Raw genomic sequence first — 18,246 nt, 5'->3', positions numbered from 1 at the left:
CCGGGCCCCGCGCGAAGCCGGCATTGTGTTACGAACGCGCAGGCGCGAACAGCGCGGCGAACCGTCGCGCGGCGGCCGCGACATCGGATGCCGCGAACAGTGCCGAGATCACCGCGACGCAGTCGGCGCCGGCTTCGACCAGCGTGCCGGCGTTGTCCGGCGTGATGCCGCCGATCGCGACCAGGGGCAAGCCGAGCGGCTGCGCCGCGCGCAGCAGTTCGGCCGTGGCGCGGCGCGCCTGCGGCTTGGTCGGCGAGGGAAAGAACGCGCCGAAGGCGAGATAGTCGGCGCCGGCCGCGGCGAGCCGCTGCGCGCGCTCGATCGAGTCGTAGCAGGACACACCGACGATCGCGTGTGAGCCCAAGCGTGCGCGCGCCGCCTCGATCGCGAGGTCGTCCTCGCCCAGATGCACGCCGGCGGCACCGACCGCGGCGGCGAGTTCGACGTCGTCATTGACGATCAGCGGCACGCCGTGGCGCGCGCACAAGGCTTGCAGCGCGCGCGCTTCTTCGAGCCGGCGCGCGTCGTCGCCGCTCTTGTCGCGGTACTGCAAGAGGCGCGCACCGCCGGCGAGCGCGGCGGCGCAGACCTCGAGCAAATCGGCGCGCGGACCGTCGGTGATGGCGTAGAGGCCGCGCAGCGGCCAGCGTGGAGCGGTCGGCATCGGCTTTCGCGCGGTCGGACAAGCTGGGAGAATAGGGCGCTTCCGCCGCCAGAACCATCCCGCATGTCCGATCCTGCCGCCCGTGCCGAGGCGCCGTTCCGCACCTTCATGTGCGTCGTCTGCGGCTTCATCTACAACGAAGCCGAAGGCTGGCCGGACGACGGAATCGAAGCGGGCACGCGCTGGGAAGACGTGCCCGAGAGCTGGACCTGCCCCGATTGCGGCGTGACCAAATCCGATTTCGAGATGGTCGAGCTGTAAGCGCCGACGAGAGAGATCGTTCGGTCGCGGCGCGCGCGGCCCGCATTCGCCACAAATCGTCCCGATTTCGTCATCCGCGCGACGCCAATCCACCACCCGCATTTGCTTGACTGTAGGCAGTCAACAAAGCGGAGTCGTCATGCGTGTTTTCATTCCGATCGAGGACGGCAGCGTCGATCGCGATGTGGTTCCGGTGCCGTATCGTCAGGGCCTGGTCTGCGTGCACGGCCTGCGTGAGGGCTTCGTCCTCGACGAGGACGGCTGGCTGCATTTCCGCTCGAGCGGCGATGACGCCAAGGTCGATTTCGCGGACCTCGCGCGTGCCGAGCCGCTCGAACCGCGCCGCTGCTGAGCGTCGGAGACGGCAGCGGCGAGCGCGCTCAGCGGTGAATCGTCAGCTCGTCGCCCGGATTCACGCCGATCGCATCGGCTTGGCCGGCGTTGAGTTCGAGCACGTAGCGCGCCGGCGCGCCGCTGGAATAGGCCGGGCACGGATCGGACTGGCACGGCGGCACGTTGCGCTGCACGCTGATCAATCGGCGCGTGGCGTCGAAGAACAGCATGTCCTGCGGAAACTTGCAGTTCTTCATCCAGAACGCGCGCGGTGCGTCGTCCTGGAATACGAACAGCATGCCGTGGTCGGTCGGCATGCTCTCGCGCTCCATCAGGCCGTGCGCGCGCGAGGCGTCGTCTTCGGCGAGTTCGATCGTGTAGCGCTTGCCCTTGATCTCGACCGTCGGCGTGTTCGCCGCGCAAGATTGCATCAGAGCCGCGAGCGCGAGGCCGGCGGTGAGGCGTACGAGCGGAAGGCGGACTGGCATCGGCGGAACTCCTGCGATCGGACGGGAATGCGGACTTCAGCCCAGCGTATAGCCGAACTGTTGCTTGAACTGGTCGGCGAACTCGGCGTAGCTGAAGCGCTGGTTCTGCGTGCCGGGATGCTCGATCTTCAGCGTGCCCATCAGCGAAGCGATGCGGCCGGTGGTCGGCCAGTCCATCTCGCGCATCAGGCCGAAGATCAGGCCGGCGCGGTAGGCGTCGCCGCAGCCGGTCGGATCGACGATGCGGCGTTCCTGCGCCGGCGGGATCGCGATGGTCTTGCCGCCGGCGTAGACGGTCGAACCCTTCGGCCCCTGGGTGACGACGTAGGCCTTCACGCGCTGCGCGATCTCGTTCGCGCTCCAGCCGGTGCGCTGCTGCAACAGCTGCGATTCGTAGTCGTTGACGATGGCGTAATCGGCCTGCTCGATGAAGGCGCGGAATTCCTCGCCGCTGAACAGCGGCATCGCTTGGCCCGGATCGAAGATGAAGGGCACGCCGCTCTCGGCGAACTCGCGCGCGTGCTGCAGCATGCCGTCGCGGCTGTCGGGGGCGACGATGCCGAAGCTGACGCCTTCGACGTCGCGCACGTGATGCTCGTGCGAATTGAGCATCGCGCCGGGGTGGAAGGCGGTGATCTGATTGTTGTCGAGATCGGTGGTGATGAAGCACTGCGGCGTGAACAAGTCTTCGAACACGCTGACGTGATCGAGACGGATGCCGCACTGTTTCATGTGCTCGCGATACGGTTGGAAGTCTTGTCCGACCGCGGCGAACGGAATCGGATCGTCGCCCAGCAGCTTGAGGTTGTAGGCGATGTTGCCGGCGCAGCCGCCGAACTCGCGGCGCATGCGCGGCACCAGGAACGAGACGTTCAGGATGTGCACCTGATCGGGCAGGATGTGTTTCTTGAACTGGTCCGGGAACACCATGATGGTGTCGTAGGCGAGCGAACCACAGATCAGTGCGGACATCGACGATTCCGAAAAAAAGAATGGGGAGGGCGCGGCACTGAGGCGCCACGCCAAACCGCCGGAGTCTACCCGAGCCGATGGCGTCCTGCCCACGCGACGGCGCGCGTCCGCGGGTGCCTCGGAGCGGACTCGATACGCCGGCGTGCGTCGGAAATCCGCGCCGGGAAAGGGTTTTTTAACTTCGCCGACCTTGCTCGGCACGCCGTGCGGGACTAGACTCGCGCGCTTTTCTTTCGCACTTAAAAGGTTGTCGCCGCGAATATGTTCAAAGGTCTGCGCGGACTGTTTTCCAACGATCTCTCGATCGACCTCGGTACCGCCAACACGCTGATTTACGTGCGCGGCCAGGGCATCGTGTTGAACGAACCCTCGGTCGTGGCGATCCGCCAGGACCGCGGACCGGGCGGCCCGCGCTCGGTCGCGGCGGTCGGCGGCGATGCCAAGCGCATGCTCGGGCGCACGCCGGCGGCGATCAATACGGTTCGGCCGATGAAGGACGGCGTCATCGCCGACTTCACCATGACCGAGGAGATGCTCAAGCAATTCATCAAGAAAGTGCACAAGGCGCGCATGTTCCGGCCGAGCCCGCGCGTTCTGGTGTGCGTGCCTTGCGGGTCGACCCAGGTCGAGCGCCGCGCGATCAAGGAATCGGCCGAGTCGGCCGGTGCGCGCGACGTCTACCTGATCGAAGAGCCGATGGCGGCCGCGATCGGTGCCGGCATTCCGGTGCACGAGGCGCGCGGCTCGATGGTGCTGGACATCGGCGGCGGCACCTCCGAAGTCGCGGTCATCTCGCTCAACGGCATCGTCTATTCGCAGTCGGTGCGCATCGGCGGCGACCGCTTCGACGAGGCGATCATCAATTACGTGCGCCGCAACCACGGCACCCTGATCGGCGAATCGACCGCCGAGCGCATCAAGTTCGAGGTCGGCTGCGCGTTCCCGCAGTCGGAAGTAAAGGAGATCGAAGTCTCCGGCCGCAACCTCGCCGAAGGCGTGCCGCGCAATTTCACCGTCAATTCCAACGAAATCCTCGAAGCGCTGCACGAGCCTTTGTCGGGCATCGTCAGCTCGGTGCGCGGTGCGCTCGAGCAGACCCCGCCGGAACTGTGCTCGGATGTGTACGAGCGCGGCATCATCCTGACCGGCGGCGGCGCCCTGCTGCGCGACATCGACCGGCTGATCTCCGAGGAAACCGGCCTGCACGTCCACGTCGCCGACGATCCGCTGACCTGCGTCGCCCGCGGCGGCGGCCGCGCGCTGGAACTGATCGACCAGCACGGCAGCGACTTTTTCGCGCCGGAGTAGCCGGGATTCGAGATTGGGGATTTGGGATTGGGTAGAAAGCGGATGAGGCGAGCAGGTCGGGAGTGGTAAAAAGCGTGCTACTTCAATCCTCCCGCTTTTTCCGAATCCCCAATCCCTAATCCCCAATCCCGGCTCGATGCGCACCGACAACGCCACCCTGTTCGCCGAGGGCACGGTCAGCACGCTCAAGCTGATCGTCTATCTCGCGTTCGCGGTCGTCTTGATGGTGCTCGATCATCGCAGCAGTTATCTGGAGCTGCTGCGACGGACCGGCAGCGCGGTGGTCGAGCCGATCTACCGGCTGGCCGCCTTTCCGGCCGACATCGCGCGCGCGACGCGCACCGCGGTGGTCACCCAAGACCAGCTCGCCGGCGAGAACCGCAAGCTGCGCGAAGCACTGCTGCTGGCGCAGGCGCGCCTGAACCGGCTCGATACGGTGGTCGCGCAGAACGCACGTCTGAAGGCCTTGCTCGACGCGCAGAAGAATCTCGGCCTGTCGGTGCAGTTCGCGCGCCTGGTCGACGTCGATCTCGACCCGTTCCGCCATCGCATCGTGGTCGACCTCGGCGCCAACCAGGGCATCGAGATCGGTCAGCCGGTGATCGACGCGCACGGCGTGATGGGACAGATCGTCGAAGTGCTGCCCAATACCTCGGTGGCGATGCTGGTGACCGACCCGACCCACGCGATTCCGGTCGTGGTCGAACGCAGCGGCGTGCGCACGATCGCCTACGGCAGCGGCGCGATCGATCGGCTGGAATTGCCGAACGTACCGATCAGCGCCGACATCAAGGTCGGTGACCGCCTGTTGACCTCGGGCCTGGGCGGGCGCTTCCCGGCCGGTTTTCCGGTCGGTGAGATCCGTTCGATCAGTAACGACCAGAGCGGCATGTTCGCCGCCGCGATGGCGCGCCCGGCCGCGGCGCTCGACCGCAGCGGCGAAGTGCTGCTGCTGCACGATCAGCCGCAGCCGTACGGTCCGCCGCCGGTGCCGCCGGAAGAGGTCGGCCCGCCGAGCGAAGACCCGGCCGCCGCAGCGCGCCCGCCATCCCCGCTTGCCGGAGCCACGGCAGTAGCGGGAAGCACCGGCGCCGTGCCTGTCGGGGCGAGCGAAAACCGCTCCAACCCCGGCGAAAAGACGTCGCCGAGCGCACGCGCCGCTGCGCCGGAGCCGGCGCAATGAACCGTCTGCGCGCCCACGGCTGGCTGTTCTTCGGCAGTCTGCTCATCGCTTTCCTGCTGCAGATGATGCCGCTGCCGCAGCTCTTGCTGCCGCTCAAGCCGTACTGGGTCGGCCTGGTGCTGATCTATTGGGCGATCGAGTTGCCTGAGCGCGTCGGTCTCGGTTTCGCTTTCCTGTTCGGCCTCGCCGGCGACGTGCTGACCGGCGAGTTGCTCGGCGAGCAGGCGCTGCGCCTGGTCGTGCTTGCCTTCATCGTGCTGCGTTTTCGCGCACGCCTGCGCTTCTTCCCGATGTGGCAGCAGGCACTGGCGGTGCTGGCGCTGCTGTTGAACGACCGCGTCGTCACCTTGATGGTGCGCGGCTTTTCCGGCGAGGTGATGCCGACGGCGATCTATTGGGTCGCGCCGCTGGTCGGGATGCTGATGTGGCCGTTCGTATTCCTGCTCTTGGACGACCTGCGCTTGCGCCTGCGCGGCACTGAGTAGGAAGGCAGGCTTTGGTCAACGCCACCTTCAAACCGATCAAGGAAAACCGGCACGAGTACGGATTGTTCCGGCGTCGCGCACTGGCCGGCTTCCTGATCATCGTGCTGTGCCTGGCCGCGCTGGCGGTGCGCTTCCATTTCTTGCAGGTCGTGCGCCACGACGAGTTCAGCACGCGCTCGGACGCCAACCGCGTGTTGACGCGGCCGCTGGCGCCGGCGCGCGGCCTGATCTACGACCGCAACGGCGTGCTGTTGGCCGAGAACGTCGCCGCGTTCCGCCTCGAAGTGACGCCGGAACAGACCGACGATCTGCCGGCGCTGCTCGAATCGCTCGGCAAGATCGTGCCGATCGGCGAGGACGACATCGCGCGCTTCAACGTGCTGCGCAAGAGCAAGCGGTCCTACCAGGGCGTGCCGCTGCGGTTGAAGTTGTCGGAAGAGGAGATCGCGCGCTTCTCGATCGATCGCTGGCGCTTTCCCGGCGTCGAAGTCGTGCCGTACCTGACGCGTTCCTATCCGCTCGGCGCCGAATTCGCGCACACGGTGGGCTACGTCGGCCGTATCGACAACGACGATCTCGGGCGGCTGGACAAAGACGACTACGCCGGCACCACGCACGTCGGCAAGACCGGCATCGAGCGCTACTACGAGAGCCGTCTGCACGGCGATCCCGGCTACGAGAAGATCGAAGTCAACGCCGACCATCGTCCGATCGGCGAGCCGCTGGCGCGCGTCGCGCCCAAGCCCGGCGAGAACCTGTACCTGACCATCGATGCGCATTTGCAGGAAGCCGCCGAGGCGGCGTTCGGCGGGCGCGCCGGCGCCGCCGTCGCGATCGATCCGCGCAACGGCGAGATTCTGGCGATGGTCGGCGTGCCGAGTTACGACCCGAACCTGTTCGTCAACGGCATCTCCAAAGCCGACTACGCGGCTTTGCTCGATGCGCCGAACAAGCCGCTGTTGAACCGCCTCTTGCGCGGCAACTACACGCCCGGTTCGACCATGAAGCCGTTCGTCGCGCTGGCCGGCCTCGAACTCGGCCTGCGCAAGCCGAGCGACACGGTGCTGTCGACCGGCGAGTTCTTCATTCCCGGCCAGAGCCGCGCCTACCGCGACGACATACGCGGTGGTTTCGGTCGCGTCGACATGCAGCAGGCGATCACGCGCTCGGTCAATACCTACTTTTATTCGCTCGCGCTGGACATGGGTATCGATCGCTTCAGCGGATCGCTGGGCAAGTTCGGTTTCGGCAAGCCGACCGGCATCGACCTGGTCGGCGAAGGCGGCGGCGTGCTGCCTTCGCGCGAGTGGAAGCGCGGGCGCTTCAATCAAGCGTGGTATCCCGGCGAGACGGTGATCGCCGGCATCGGCCAGGGCTATTGGGTGGTCACGCCGCTGCAGCTCGGCAATGCGCTCGCGACCGTGGCCAATCGCGGCGTGCCGCACGTGCCGCATCTCTTGCGCGCGGCGCAGACCGGCATCGATCGCGCGCCGGAGCTGACCGACAAGGCGGCGCCGCTGCCCAGCGTGATCCAGAAACCGGGCAATTGGGAGGCGGTGCTGCAAGGCATGATCGGCGTGGTCGCGGCCGGCACCGCGCGCGGCCTCGGTGACGGCTTTCCGTACGTGATCGCCGGCAAGACCGGCACCGCCGAGCGCTTCTCGCGCACCGACGAGACCTGGACCAGCATCAGCGCCAGTCCGATCGAGCGCCATCAAGTGTTGTTCGAATGTTTCGCACCGGCCGACAGCGCGCGCATCGCGGTCATCGTCGCGCTCGAAGCCGGGCGCAGCGGCGCCTCCGACGCGGCACCGATCGCGCGCAAGATCCTCGACGCGTGGTTGCCCGGCGATCAGGAACGCCAGGCGCGCATCGGCGCGGCGGGCAGCGCGGGCGAAGCCGGGCGAGGGGCGCCGTGATCGACGAGGCGATCGCCCAGCTGCGCTACCGGCTCGGTGCGCTCTGGCGCAAGCCGCGCATCGATCTGCCGCTGTTCGGCGCGCTGCTGCTCTTGATGGGCGTCGGGCTGATGACCTTGTACAGCGCCGGCGATCTCGATCGCAGCGTGGTGATCTCGCAAGCGCTGCGCTTCGCGCTCGGCCTCGCCTTGATGTTCGCGATCGCGCGCGTGCCGCCGCAGGCGCTGCGCAACTGGACGCCGTGGCTGTACGCCGGCAGCGTGCTGCTGTTGGTCATGGTCGCCGTGCTCGGCGAGGGGCGCGGCGCGCATCGCTGGCTGGACTTGAAGTTCGTGCGCTTCCAGCCGTCGGAAATGCTCAAGCTGACGATGCCGATGATGGTCGCCTGGTATCTGCACGGCCGGCCGCTGCCGCCGAACTGGGGCACCTTGTTCGCCGTCGCCGTACTGATCGCGATTCCGGGCGGCCTGGTCGCCGAACAGCCCGATCTCGGCACCGCGCTCCTGATCGCCGCCAGCGGCGCGTTCGGCGTGTTCTTGTCCGGCCTTGCGTGGTGGCGCATCGGCGCCTTGCTCGCCGTATTCGCCGCGGCGGTGCCGGTCGGCTGGCATTTCCTGCACGACTATCAGCGCAATCGCGTGCTGACCTTGCTCGATCCGGAGGCCGATCCGCTCGGCAACGGCTGGCACATCATCCAGTCGAAGATCGCGGTCGGCTCGGGCGGCTTGTGGGGCAAGGGCTGGCATCAGGGCACGCAATCGCGGCTGGAGTTCTTGCCCGAGCACACCACCGACTTCATTTTCTCGGTGTTCGCCGAAGAATGGGGCCTGGTCGGCGTGCTGCTGCTGCTCACGCTGTACATCTTCATCATCGCGCGTTGCCTGTGGATCGCGGCCGAGGCGAGAGACACCTATTCGCGCCTGCTCGCCGGCGCGATCAGCATGTCGCTGTTCGTCTACGTCGTCGTCAACGGCGGCATGATCACCGGCGTGCTGCCGGTGGTGGGCGTGCCGCTGCCGCTGATCAGCTACGGCGGTACCTCAGCGGTATCGCTGCTGGCCGGCTTCGGCGTGCTGATGTCGATTCATGCGCATCGCAAAACGGTGGCGAAGAGCGGCATCGCCTGAAGAGATTGTCGCCGTGCGCCGCCGAGTTCGCCGCTCGCCGCGATCGGTTCACAAGCAATCGACGAGTCCGTCGTAGATCGTCGCGTTCGAACCCGGCAAGGTCGCGTACAAGGGCTCGTCGCCGGCCAGCGCGGCGAACAGCGCGTCGATCGTCGTGCCCGCCGGCAGCGGCGTGCGGCAGCGCCAGAAGTGCTTGTTCAGCGTGACGCGGCCATTGGCGGGATCGATCTCTTGGTAGCTGCCGGCGAACAGCCAAAGGCAGCGCCCGATGGTGCCGTCGCTTTGCTCGACCGAGCACAGATACTCGATCGACTGGATATTGCTGTAGTCACCCTCGCAGAACGTGTCGCCGCAGATGTCGTCGAAGTTGTGGCGCAGCTGGGTTCGCAGCGTGTACCAGGCTTCGTATTGCGCATCGGTGCGGAAGTAGCCGTAGACGTCACCGTAGTTCGGCGCGGTCTGCGCGGCGAGCGGAATCGAAAAGGCGGCGAGGCTTGCGAGCAGCAAAGTGCGGAACGGCATGGTCGGTTCTCCTATGGCGGTGGTGCTCGGCACGCGCGTGCGGCGGCCGGGAAGGAGCGTGAACCGATGGCGAGGCCGTGCCTGCCGGCGGCATCGGAAACCGGCGTCGGCGGCGGTCCCAAGTGGCTGTCGGAAAACGCCGATCCGGCGTGCGAGAGGTGCGCGCCGGGGCGCGAAAAACGCATCCGCGATGGTAGAGTAGCCGCGTGCAAGCCCCTGAACGTGTTCCGTTGATTCCCATCCGCCTCTTCCTGATCTGCGCGCTGGCCTGTGGTCACGCCGCCGCGTCGGCTGCATCCGTGCCGCGCGCGATCGAAGCGACTCCCGAGCAGCGCGCCTTCGCGGCGGAAGTGGCGAAGGAAGGCGGCCCGAGCGAAGCCAGCGTGCTGCAGACGCTGGCCGGCGCGAAAACGCAGCAGTCGATCTTGGATGCGATCGCGCGTCCGGCCGAGAAGACGCGCGAGTGGAAGGACTATCGCCCGATCTTCGTCACCGACAAGCGCGTCGCCGACGGCATCGCCTTCCATCGCGAGAATCGCCAGCTGCTCGAACGCATCGGCAACGAATACGGCGTGCCGCCGGAAGTGATCACCGCGATCATCGGCGTGGAAACCAGCTACGGCAAAATCACCGGCAAATACCGCGTGCTCGATGCCTTGTCGACGCTCGCGTTCAGCTACCCGCCACGTGCGAAGTTCTTCCGCGGCGAGCTGAAGCAGTTGTTCCTGCTCGGCGACCAGCATCTCGCCTATCCGATCGACGAACTCAAGGGTTCCTACGCCGGCGCGATGGGCTGGGGCCAGTTCATGCCGACCAGCATCGCGCAGTGGGCCAAGGACGAGGACGGCGACGGTCGCATCGATCTTTGGAATTCGCTGCCCGACATCACGGCCAGCGTTGCCAACTATTTCACCGAACACGGCTGGCAGAAAGGTCAGCCGGTGACGGTGCGTGCGCAGCCGGCCAGCGATGCGCAGGTGGTGGAGCCGGCCAACTCCGAGCCGGCCTATTCGCTGCAGCAACTGGAAGCGTGGGGCTATGCGCCGCTCGAGCGCATCGACGCGCAGACGCCCTCGACCCTGCTCAGGCTCGAAGGCGAGCGCGGGCCGGAGTATTGGCTGACGTTCAAGAATTTCTACGTGATCACGCGCTACAACAAGAGCCCGCTGTATTCGATGGCGGTATGGCAGCTGGCGCAGGCGATCGCCGCCGGCGCGGCGGAAACGCCGGCCTCGTGACGGCGACGCGCGCGCTCGTCGTCGCGCTGCTCGGCCTCGTGCTGGTCGCCTGCGGCGGCGGACCCAAGCCACGCCGCGATTCGGATCGCGCACCACCGCCTTCCGCGCGCGGCGACCGTCTGCCGGCGGAAACCTCGCGCGCGCAGTCGGACCGCTACCACAAGAATCAGGACGGCGGCCCCGACGCGCCGCCGATCGACGTCAGCAAGATTCCCGAACCCGTACCGAAAGCCGAGCCGCGCTCGCGCTACGGCAATCGCGAAACCTACAGCGTGCTCGGCCGCACCTATCGCCTGCTGCCCGATGCGCGCGGCTACAGCGAGCGCGGCATCGCCTCGTGGTACGGCAACAAATTCCACGGCTACATGACCTCTTCGTTCGAGCCCTACGACATGTACGCGTTCAGCGCGGCGCACAAGACGCTGCCGCTGCCGAGCTTCGCGCGCGTGACCAATCTCGACAACGGCAAGAGCGTGATCGTGCGCGTCAACGATCGCGGTCCGTTCCACGAGAACCGCCTGATCGATCTGTCCTACGCGGCCGCAGTGAAGATCGGCGTGTGGCCGAAAGGCACCGGCCTGGTCGAGGTGCGCGCGATCGATCCGGAACATCCCAACGCATTGCCGCCGACCCAGGTCGCCGCGATCGCGCCGGCGCGCCCGGTCGCACCCGCCCGCGACGACTCTGCGCCGTCGCCGCCATCGTCGGATGGCGAGCCGCGCATCTACTTGCAGATCGGCGCGTTCGGCGATCGCGCCAACGCCGAACGTGCCGCCGCGAACGCCACACGCGCCGGGCTCGATCGCGTCGACATCCAGTCCGCGACGGTCGATGGGCGCACCGTGCATCGCGTGCGCGTCGGTCCGCTCGCCGACGTCGACGCCGCCGACGCGATGACCGCGCGCATCGAACGGCTCGGTCTCGGCGCGCCGCGCGTCGCGATCGAGCGCTGAATCGCAACCGACCGCGGCCCGCATCGACGCGATGAACGCGTGTTTTGCGCGCCGTGCTTTGCGACAATCGCATTTTTACGTGCCAGCAGGATCGCACCCGAGATGAAGCAGTCCGTCCCGCGTCTCCCTCTTCTGATCGCCGCTCTGGCCTTCGTCGCCGCCGGTCCGCTGCCGGCACAGCAGCCGTCGGCCGCCGCGCCCGCCGCACAAGCGCCGGCGCCGGCGAGTGCGAACCTGCCGACGCCGCAACCGGTGGCCAAGCCCGCCGCGGCGCCGGTGCCCGGCGCGCCGGGTACCGGTCCGGTGCCGCCGCCGCCGTCGATCGACGCCAAGAGCTGGGTGCTGATGGACTACACCAGCGGCCAGATCCTGGCCGAGAGCAATATGGACGCGCGCGTCGCGCCGGCATCGATCACAAAAGTCATGACCTCCTACGTGGTCTCGGCCGAGCTCGCGCACGGCAAGATCAAGATGGACGACAAGGTCAGCATCAGCGAGAACGCCTGGCGTTCGGGCGGCGCCGGCACCGACGGCTCGACCAGCTTCCTGCAGTTGAACAGCCAGGTGCCGCTGAAAGACCTGCTCTACGGCATGATCATTCAGTCCGGCAACGACGCCGCGATCGCACTGGCCGAGCACACGGCGGGTTCGGAGGCGACGTTCGCCCAGCTGATGAATCAGTACGCGGCCAAGCTCGGCATGAAGAGCACCAACTACGTCGACGCCAGCGGCCTGCCCAATCCGAACCACTACACCACCGCGCGCGACATCGCGGTGCTGTCGCGTGCGCTGATCCGCGACTACCCCGACGAATACAAGGTCTATTCGGTCAAGGATTTCGAGTGGAACGGCATCAAGCAGCACAACCGCAACACGCTGCTGTGGCGCGATTCCACCGTCGACGGCATCAAGACCGGCCACACCTCCGAGGCGGGTTTCTGCCTGGCGACGTCGGCACTGCGCGGCGACCAGCGCCTGATCGCGGTGGTGATGGGCGCGCCGAGCGAGAAACAGCGCGCCGACGACAACCAGGCCTTGCTCGCCTACGGCTTCCGCTTCTTCGAGACGCAGAAGCTGTACGCGGTGAACAAGCCGCTGGCCGAGCCGGAACTGTGGAAGGGCGCCGTCGCGAGCCTGCCGCTCGGCGTCGCCGAAGACGTGCTGATCACCTTCCCGCGCGGCCGCTACGGCGACCTCAAGGCCAGTCTTGAAATGCCCTCGCGCCTGATCGCGCCGATCGAAAAGGGCAAGCAGGTCGGAACCTTGAAAGTCACGCTCGACGACAAGACCTTGCTCGAGCGGCCGCTGGTCGCCTTGGCCGACGGTGGCGAGGGCGGTTTCTTCAAGCGGCTCTCCGACGGGTTCTGGATGTGGTTCAAAGGTGACGCCGGGCCGGCCGTATCGGCCGCGGCGCCGAAAGGCAATTGATGAAAGATCTCGACGATATCCACGCGCAAAATCCGGAACAGGGCTTCCAGTTTCCGGGTGTGTTCGAAATCACTGCGATGGGCAGCGCCGGGGCCGAACTCGAGCGCCGCGTGCCCGAGATTCTCGCCGGCCTCGGCTTGATCGTGCTCGCCGACGCGGTGCAGGTGCGCCCTTCGCGCGAGGGCAACTACGTCGCCATCACCGCGAGCTTCACCTGTCCCACGCGCGAGAAGTACGACGCCGCGCATGCGGCGTTGCGCGCGGAGCCGGGCATACGCTGGACGCTGTAGCGCCGGCTTGAGGCGAGTTCGCCGCGGCGGCGAACTCGCGCGTCAATCCTCCTCGCCCGGGTGCTTGGGGTAGCTATCGGGCAATTCCAGCGGCGATATCCAGCCTTTGGGCGGATCGGCCTTGCCGGCCCGGTTCGCCGCGCGCCGGAACGCTTCCACCTCGCTGCTGCTGGACAAGTAGTCCGCCAGATAGGTCGGGAAGGCGTTGCCGATATTGAGATGATCCATCTCTTGTTGCCACCAATAGACGTGACGGGCGAGATCCCATTCGCCTGCGTCGAGCGCGCCGGCGTTGTGCAGAATCACGGCTCCGACCATCGATGCCCCCAAAGTTTGTTTCGAGTTCAGCATCAGGCGGCCGGCCGCAATACACGCGTCTCGGGTGCTGGCGTCCCTCATCGCCTTTCGCCCGCACGTCCAGCGCGAAAGAAGTCCCAACGTGCTCATGTTTACGCCCGACCGGCTCATCATCAGGGCGTAGTTCGCCTCCGTCGCTGTCGCGGGCAGATCGACGCGCTGTAGCAGGGAGGTCCACAGGGCGTCCGGCTTGCGCTTGAGTTCGGCCGGAAAGGGCAGCTTCTGCACCGCCGCGAGCCACGGCTTCAGTTGATCGGCATTGTGCTCGTCGTAGCGCCGTGCCGCCGCCATCTTCCGGATCACGGCAAGGTCAGACAGCCTTTTCCCCTGCGAAAGCGTCCACGCGGCGGCGTTGTCGGGTTCGAGCCGCTGCACGTTCGAGCTCGCCTTGTCGGCGGCGTCGCCGCAATCGCCCGCGAGCGTCCATTGCACGAGCAGATCGTCGGGGTACTGCGCGACGAGAGCGGAAAGCAGTCTGTAGCGCTCGGTGATGGGTGATCGGCCCGAGCAATCAAACTCCAAATCGTAGCGTGCTGCCGCGACCAGACCCCACGCTTGCGTATGCAGATCGGGACTGCGGCGCATGTCGTCGAACAGCGCTTTGAGGTATGCGTCGTTCGCCTTCGCTTCTGCTTCTTCGTCGGTCGTTTTCGCGGAATCCAAGCGCGCAGCGGCGCCGGCCGGCGCTGCTTCGCGACCTGGCGCCGTTGGGTTCTTGACGGAGTCGCGCGCGGGCTTGGATTCGCCAGTCGCAGCAGAAGACGGCGACGGTTGCGCGGAGCCTGCCGACGCGATCGCGGCGGCGAGCAAGAGAACGAGTGCGATGGACGGCTTGACGGTTCTACGTTGCACGGTGCGGCACTCCAAACGGCATCATTGCAATGACCGCATCGCCTCGTCACTCAGGCGGAGGCTGCTTTCACTTCGTCTTCGCCGCGCGCCGCTCCAGCGGCGATTTCCAGTCGGCCGGCGGATCGGCCTTGCCCGCGCGCGTGGCGGCGAGGCGCAGGGCCTCGATTTCGCTGCCGGTCGAAATGAGATCGTCGAGGTAACGGTCCTCGAGCGCGGCGCCGCCGACCATCGTCTGCATCCGCGTTTCGCGCCACCAGGCGATCCGGCGCAGGCGGTCCTGCTCGATCGCGCCGAGTGCACCGACTCCGCGCAGCACTTGTGCGCCGATCAGGGCGACAGCGACGCTGCCGCTCGAATTCAGCATGAGGCGGCCGGTCGCGGTGCAGGCGTTCTTGCGCGACGCATCCGTTTCTGCGGATTGGCAGAGCGTATGGACGGCGGCCGGTTGCAAAGAGTCCGCCGAACTCATCGCCGCGAGCATGATCGCCGTTCCCTTGCTGGCGATGGCGTTTGCCGTTTCGGTCGTCGTCGCGGCGGGCAACATCGGTCCATCGGCGATTTCGGCCGGCATGGGATGCTTGCGCACCACAGCGAGCCCGATCGCCAGCCGATCGCGCGCATGGTCGTCGTAGCGCTTCGCCGCCGCCATGCGCTGCAAGATCGTCGCCGCGTCGGCGTCGGAGGCAGGCAGCGACAACTGCCACGCGGCCGCATTATCGGGGTCGAGCCGCTGCACGGCTGCGATGGCCGCGACGGTCGCATCGTCGCTCGCGAGGGCGGCGATCCACTGCACGATGAGGTCGTTCGGATTCGCCGCCGCCAAAGCGGCCAGCGCCTCCGTGGCGGGGACGTCCTTCTTTGGTTGCGTATCGTCGGAGCCGGCCGCGGCACCTAGACGTCCGAAGTTTTTCTCCGACGCGAGCGCCAGTGCCTGCGTGCGCACGTCGCTGCTGCTGCGCATGTCCTCGAGCAAGCCGCGGATGTAGGCCTCCCACGCGCTGCGCGCGGCGTCCTCCTCGGCGGTTTCTTGCGTGCTTTCGCTGAGCCAGCCGGCCGGCGGCGTCGATGGCAGACCGAGGCGCCGCAGGCGATGTTCGGTTGCGGCGATTTCGCTGCTCGCGTTTTTCCAATCGGCGAGGAGATCGTCGGGATCGTCTTGGAACAGGCGATAGTTGCGCGACGGTGTGGCCGCGTTCTCGAGCAGCCAGTCGAGCGGATGTTTCAGATCGGCCAGGTCGTCCTTGGTCGCACCGCTCGCGGCCAGAATTTTCAAGCCGCGCTCGCGCAGCGCGAAGCTGCTGCCGCGGGCGGCGAGCAGACTGCCGGCGTCGACGCACCAGCCGAGGCGCTGCCAGGCGCGGTCTTGGTTCGGGTCCGGCGTGCAGGCTTTTTCGAGCGCCGAATCGATCGACGAGGAATAGCTACTGGCCCTCAGCAACGCGCGCAGCAGCGGCTTCGCCTGCGCCGACGCCTGCTGGAACATCCCTTCTTCGAGCGACGAGGCGGGGTACTGCACGTTGAATCGCGTCCAGGTCGCGATTTCCGTGCCGAAATGATCGTCGGCGCGGCGCGCTGCGGCGAAGCGGGCCAGGGCCGCGTCGAGCGCAGTGGCATCGCCCTGGGCCTGTGCCAGCGCCACCGCGTACTGCCAGGCGCCCGCATTGTCGGGTTCGAGGCGAAGCAGAGCCGCCACTTCGGCCTCGGGCCAGCGCGTCGGGCCGCATTGGCTGGAGTAATAGTTTCCCGCGTCGGCCGCCAGCCATTGCACGAAGGCGTCGTCGGGCGCGAGTTGCGCGGCGCGCGCCATCACGTCGGCGGGTTTGGGGCGCAGCGCGTTCTCGGGACTGTCCGAATCGAGATAGATGCGCCCGGCCAGCGCCTGCACGCGCGGCGAAGAATCGTTGCGCAACGCGTCGAACAGCCCCTGCTGCTGGCGTTGATAGTCGCCGATCTCGGGCATTGCGGAGTCGGGCGGCTCCGCCGCATGGATCGGTTCGACCGTGATCGCGCCGCCGATCGCCGGTGCGAAAACGAGTACGATGCCCATTCCTACCGTCTTGCGGCCCATGACGCGACTCCCCTGGTGGCATGCGCGCCCAGCCTAGCACGCCGGCTTTGCACGCAATCCGGCCCGTTCGCGGTTGTGAAACCGACCCCCGCACCCATTTCGCGAGCATGTCCCAGCCCCTGATCGTCCGCCGCCTCGGCCGCCAACCCTACGAACCGGTCTGGCGCGCGATGCAGGCCTTCACCGATGCGCGCGGACCGGATACGCCCGACGAGTTGTGGGTGCTCGAACACGACCCGGTTTTCACCCTCGGCCAAGCCGGCAAGTGGGAGCACGTGCTGCTGCCGGGCGACATTCCGGTGGTGCCGGTCGATCGCGGCGGCCAGGTGACCTACCACGGGCCCGGCCAGATCGTCGCCTATCCCTTGTTCGATCTGCGCCGGCTCAAGGTCGGCGTGCGCGAGCTGGTGAACCGCATCGAGCAGGCGATCATCGACACGCTCGACACCTGGAACATCGTCGCCGCGCGTCGCGACGGCGCGCCGGGCGTCTACGTCGGCGACGCCAAAGTCGCCGCGCTCGGCCTGCGCGTGCGGCGCGGCTGTTCGTTCCACGGCCTCGCCTTCAATGTGGCGATGGACCTCGAACCGTTCCACCGCATCAATCCCTGCGGTTATCAAGGCCTCGCGGTGACCCAGGTGCTAGACTTGGGCGGGCCGGGCTCGCTGGCCGAGGTCGAAACCGTCCTGATCGGCGAGCTGGCGAAACAATTCCAATTGGCGCCGCAGACCGCCGCAGCGCAACTCCCCCTTTCCGCCACCGGCGACGCCGTGCGCGTCGCGCAATCCGCATGACCGACGTCATCAAGACCATTCCGCTGGCTGTGATCCATACCCCGGCCGTCGACGCGCCTGATAAGCAACTGGGCGAAGACAAGATCGCGCGCAACCGCGCGACCTTCGCCGAGGCGCCGACCTTACGCAAACCATCGTGGATTCGCGTGCGCATCCCGCCCGGCAACGGCGTGGCCAAGCTCAAGGCCAAGCTGCGCGAGAACCGCCTGGTCACGGTCTGCGAAGAAGCGTCCTGCCCCAACATCCACGAATGTTTCGGCAAGGGCACCGCCACCTTCATGATCCTGGGCGAGGTCTGCACGCGGCGCTGCTCGTTCTGCGACGTCGCCCACGGCCGCCCGAAGGCGCCCGATCCGCTGGAACCGGCGCATCTGGCCGGCACGATTCGCGACATGGGTCTGCGCTACGTCGTGATCACCTCGGTCGATCGCGACGACCTGCGTGACGGCGGCGCGGCGCATTTCGCCGACTGCATCCGCGCGGTGCGCTTCGAGAACCCGAACATCCGCATCGAGATCCTGACCCCGGACTTCCGCGGCAAAGGCCGCATGGAGCGCGCGCTGGAAGCGCTCGCCGCCAACCCGCCGGACGTCTTCAACCACAATCTGGAAACGCCGCGCGCGCTGTATCGCGAGGTGCGCCCCGGCGCCGACTACGATTGGTCGCTGGATTTGCTCAAGCGCTTCAAAGCGCAGTACCCGGACGTGCCGACCAAATCCGGCATCATGCTGGGCCTGGGCGAGACCTACGAGCAGGTCGAGGAAACGTTGAACGATCTGCGTGCGCACGATGTCGATATGGTGACCATCGGCCAGTACCTGCAGCCGAGCCCGCATCACCATCCGGTTCTGCGCTACTGGACACCCGAGGAATTCAAGGCGTTCGAGCAGCTCGGCTACCGGATCGGTTTCGAGCACGTCGCTTCGGGTCCGATGGTGCGCTCGTCGTATCACGCGGACGAGATGGCGCATGCCGCGGGGTTCGTTCAGGTCGCTTGAGCGATG

At 67.1% G+C, this 18,246-nt stretch carries 19 protein-coding genes; 13 read left to right on the top strand and 6 right to left on the bottom strand.

Annotated elements, in window-relative coordinates; all coding sequences use genetic code 11:
- Nucleotides 1–28: 28 nt before the first annotated feature.
- Nucleotides 29–664 carry a thiamine phosphate synthase gene (gene thiE, locus AC3QL3_RS19030; RefSeq protein WP_492895688.1) on the bottom strand — a complete coding sequence of 212 codons (636 nt, stop codon included), beginning with the start codon at nucleotides 662–664 and terminating at the stop codon, nucleotides 29–31.
- 63 nt (nucleotides 665–727) lie between these two features.
- On the opposite strand from thiE, the gene AC3QL3_RS19025 reads away from it, so the two are divergent.
- Nucleotides 728–925, top strand: coding sequence for a rubredoxin (locus AC3QL3_RS19025; RefSeq protein WP_492895687.1), 198 nt, complete (start codon nucleotides 728–730; stop codon nucleotides 923–925).
- A gap of 139 nt (nucleotides 926–1,064) precedes the next feature.
- Nucleotides 1,065–1,277: a hypothetical protein gene (locus AC3QL3_RS19020; RefSeq protein ID WP_492895686.1), complete on the top strand. Its 213-nt coding sequence runs from the start codon at nucleotides 1,065–1,067 to the stop codon at nucleotides 1,275–1,277.
- 28 nt (nucleotides 1,278–1,305) lie between these two features.
- On the opposite strand, the gene AC3QL3_RS19015 is transcribed toward AC3QL3_RS19020, so the two are convergent.
- Together AC3QL3_RS19015 and AC3QL3_RS19010 are read right to left on the bottom strand one after the other, a co-directional pair.
- Complete coding sequence (locus tag AC3QL3_RS19015) at nucleotides 1,306–1,746, bottom strand: DUF192 domain-containing protein (protein ID WP_492895685.1); 441 nt, start codon at nucleotides 1,744–1,746, stop codon at nucleotides 1,306–1,308.
- A gap of 36 nt (nucleotides 1,747–1,782) precedes the next feature.
- Nucleotides 1,783–2,718, bottom strand: coding sequence for a carbohydrate kinase family protein (locus AC3QL3_RS19010; protein WP_492895684.1), 936 nt, complete (start codon nucleotides 2,716–2,718; stop codon nucleotides 1,783–1,785).
- A gap of 261 nt (nucleotides 2,719–2,979) precedes the next feature.
- Between AC3QL3_RS19010 and AC3QL3_RS19005 the strand changes: the two genes are divergently transcribed.
- From AC3QL3_RS19005 to rodA, 5 genes are all read left to right on the top strand, one after another.
- A complete protein-coding gene (locus AC3QL3_RS19005; RefSeq protein ID WP_380021142.1) occupies nucleotides 2,980–4,026 on the top strand; it encodes a rod shape-determining protein in 1,047 nt (348 codons plus the stop codon).
- A 136-nt stretch (nucleotides 4,027–4,162) separates the two neighbouring features.
- Entirely contained in the window at nucleotides 4,163–5,209 is a 1,047-nt protein-coding gene (gene mreC / locus AC3QL3_RS19000) for a rod shape-determining protein MreC (protein WP_492895683.1), read from the top strand.
- On the top strand, nucleotides 5,206–5,694 hold the full coding sequence (gene mreD / locus AC3QL3_RS18995; RefSeq protein ID WP_492895682.1) for a rod shape-determining protein MreD: 489 nt from the start codon (nucleotides 5,206–5,208) through the stop codon (nucleotides 5,692–5,694). The genes mreC and mreD overlap by 4 nt, the downstream gene beginning before the upstream one ends.
- 11 nt (nucleotides 5,695–5,705) lie before the next feature.
- Nucleotides 5,706–7,613: a penicillin-binding protein 2 gene (gene mrdA / locus AC3QL3_RS18990; protein ID WP_492895681.1), complete on the top strand. Its 1,908-nt coding sequence runs from the start codon at nucleotides 5,706–5,708 to the stop codon at nucleotides 7,611–7,613.
- Nucleotides 7,610–8,740, top strand: a complete 1,131-nt coding sequence (gene rodA, locus AC3QL3_RS18985) for a rod shape-determining protein RodA (RefSeq protein WP_492895680.1) — start codon at nucleotides 7,610–7,612, stop codon at nucleotides 8,738–8,740. The genes mrdA and rodA overlap by 4 nt, the downstream gene beginning before the upstream one ends.
- 48 nt (nucleotides 8,741–8,788) lie before the next feature.
- Here rodA and AC3QL3_RS18980 read toward each other — a convergent pair whose 3' ends face one another.
- A complete protein-coding gene (locus tag AC3QL3_RS18980; RefSeq protein ID WP_492895679.1) occupies nucleotides 8,789–9,262 on the bottom strand; it encodes a hypothetical protein in 474 nt (157 codons plus the stop codon).
- 230 nt (nucleotides 9,263–9,492) lie between these two features.
- On the opposite strand from AC3QL3_RS18980, the gene mltB reads away from it, so the two are divergent.
- The 4 genes from mltB (at nucleotide 9,493) to AC3QL3_RS18960 (ending at nucleotide 13,171) form a co-directional block, all read left to right on the top strand.
- Complete coding sequence (gene mltB / locus AC3QL3_RS18975) at nucleotides 9,493–10,500, top strand: lytic murein transglycosylase B (protein ID WP_492895678.1); 1,008 nt, start codon at nucleotides 9,493–9,495, stop codon at nucleotides 10,498–10,500.
- Complete coding sequence (locus tag AC3QL3_RS18970) at nucleotides 10,497–11,453, top strand: septal ring lytic transglycosylase RlpA family protein (RefSeq protein ID WP_492895677.1); 957 nt, start codon at nucleotides 10,497–10,499, stop codon at nucleotides 11,451–11,453. Before mltB ends, AC3QL3_RS18970 begins: the two co-directional genes overlap by 4 nt.
- Before the next feature lie 102 nt (nucleotides 11,454–11,555).
- Nucleotides 11,556–12,881: a D-alanyl-D-alanine carboxypeptidase family protein gene (locus AC3QL3_RS18965; protein WP_492895676.1), complete on the top strand. Its 1,326-nt coding sequence runs from the start codon at nucleotides 11,556–11,558 to the stop codon at nucleotides 12,879–12,881.
- Nucleotides 12,881–13,171 (top strand): DUF493 family protein, encoded by a 291-nt coding sequence (locus tag AC3QL3_RS18960; protein WP_492895675.1) that lies wholly within the window; start codon nucleotides 12,881–12,883, stop codon nucleotides 13,169–13,171. The genes AC3QL3_RS18965 and AC3QL3_RS18960 overlap by 1 nt, the downstream gene beginning before the upstream one ends.
- A gap of 42 nt (nucleotides 13,172–13,213) precedes the next feature.
- On the opposite strand, the gene AC3QL3_RS18955 is transcribed toward AC3QL3_RS18960, so the two are convergent.
- Nucleotides 13,214–14,380: a hypothetical protein gene (locus tag AC3QL3_RS18955; protein ID WP_492895674.1), complete on the bottom strand. Its 1,167-nt coding sequence runs from the start codon at nucleotides 14,378–14,380 to the stop codon at nucleotides 13,214–13,216.
- A gap of 67 nt (nucleotides 14,381–14,447) precedes the next feature.
- The gene (locus AC3QL3_RS18950; protein WP_492895673.1) at nucleotides 14,448–16,448 is read right to left on the bottom strand and encodes a hypothetical protein; all 2,001 of its coding nucleotides are present in this window, start codon (nucleotides 16,446–16,448) and stop codon (nucleotides 14,448–14,450) included.
- Nucleotides 16,449–16,555: 107 nt separating this feature from the next.
- Here AC3QL3_RS18950 and lipB point away from each other — a divergent pair, with 107 nt between their 5' ends.
- Together lipB and lipA are read left to right on the top strand one after the other, a co-directional pair.
- The gene (gene lipB / locus AC3QL3_RS18945) at nucleotides 16,556–17,242 is read left to right on the top strand and encodes a lipoyl(octanoyl) transferase LipB (RefSeq protein WP_492895672.1); all 687 of its coding nucleotides are present in this window, start codon (nucleotides 16,556–16,558) and stop codon (nucleotides 17,240–17,242) included.
- On the top strand, nucleotides 17,239–18,240 hold the full coding sequence (lipA, locus tag AC3QL3_RS18940) for a lipoyl synthase (protein WP_492895671.1): 1,002 nt from the start codon (nucleotides 17,239–17,241) through the stop codon (nucleotides 18,238–18,240). Before lipB ends, lipA begins: the two co-directional genes overlap by 4 nt.
- Nucleotides 18,241–18,246 lie beyond the last annotated feature (6 nt).

This window comes from Dokdonella sp. GW821-FHT11D02 (genome assembly GCF_058808595.1).
This window is presented reverse-complemented; position numbering and strand designations above follow the sequence as displayed.

Bases quoted from the DNA above. Each gene is read 5' to 3' on its own strand.
- thiE (WP_492895688.1), bottom strand. From the start codon at position 664: ATGCCGACCGCTCCACGCTGGCCGCTGCGCGGCCTCTACGCCATCACC.
- AC3QL3_RS19025 (WP_492895687.1), top strand. From the start codon at position 728: ATGTCCGATCCTGCCGCCCGTGCCGAGGCGCCGTTCCGCACCTTCATG.
- AC3QL3_RS19020 (WP_492895686.1), top strand. From the start codon at position 1,065: ATGCGTGTTTTCATTCCGATCGAGGACGGCAGCGTCGATCGCGATGTG.
- AC3QL3_RS19015 (WP_492895685.1), bottom strand. From the start codon at position 1,746: ATGCCAGTCCGCCTTCCGCTCGTACGCCTCACCGCCGGCCTCGCGCTC.
- AC3QL3_RS19010 (WP_492895684.1), bottom strand. From the start codon at position 2,718: ATGTCCGCACTGATCTGTGGTTCGCTCGCCTACGACACCATCATGGTG.
- AC3QL3_RS19005 (WP_380021142.1), top strand. From the start codon at position 2,980: ATGTTCAAAGGTCTGCGCGGACTGTTTTCCAACGATCTCTCGATCGAC.
- mreC (WP_492895683.1), top strand. From the start codon at position 4,163: ATGCGCACCGACAACGCCACCCTGTTCGCCGAGGGCACGGTCAGCACG.
- mreD (WP_492895682.1), top strand. From the start codon at position 5,206: ATGAACCGTCTGCGCGCCCACGGCTGGCTGTTCTTCGGCAGTCTGCTC.
- AC3QL3_RS18980 (WP_492895679.1), bottom strand. From the start codon at position 9,262: ATGCCGTTCCGCACTTTGCTGCTCGCAAGCCTCGCCGCCTTTTCGATT.
- AC3QL3_RS18965 (WP_492895676.1), top strand. From the start codon at position 11,556: ATGAAGCAGTCCGTCCCGCGTCTCCCTCTTCTGATCGCCGCTCTGGCC.
- AC3QL3_RS18960 (WP_492895675.1), top strand. From the start codon at position 12,881: ATGAAAGATCTCGACGATATCCACGCGCAAAATCCGGAACAGGGCTTC.
- AC3QL3_RS18950 (WP_492895673.1), bottom strand. From the start codon at position 16,448: ATGGGCCGCAAGACGGTAGGAATGGGCATCGTACTCGTTTTCGCACCG.
- lipB (WP_492895672.1), top strand. From the start codon at position 16,556: ATGTCCCAGCCCCTGATCGTCCGCCGCCTCGGCCGCCAACCCTACGAA.
- lipA (WP_492895671.1), top strand. From the start codon at position 17,239: ATGACCGACGTCATCAAGACCATTCCGCTGGCTGTGATCCATACCCCG.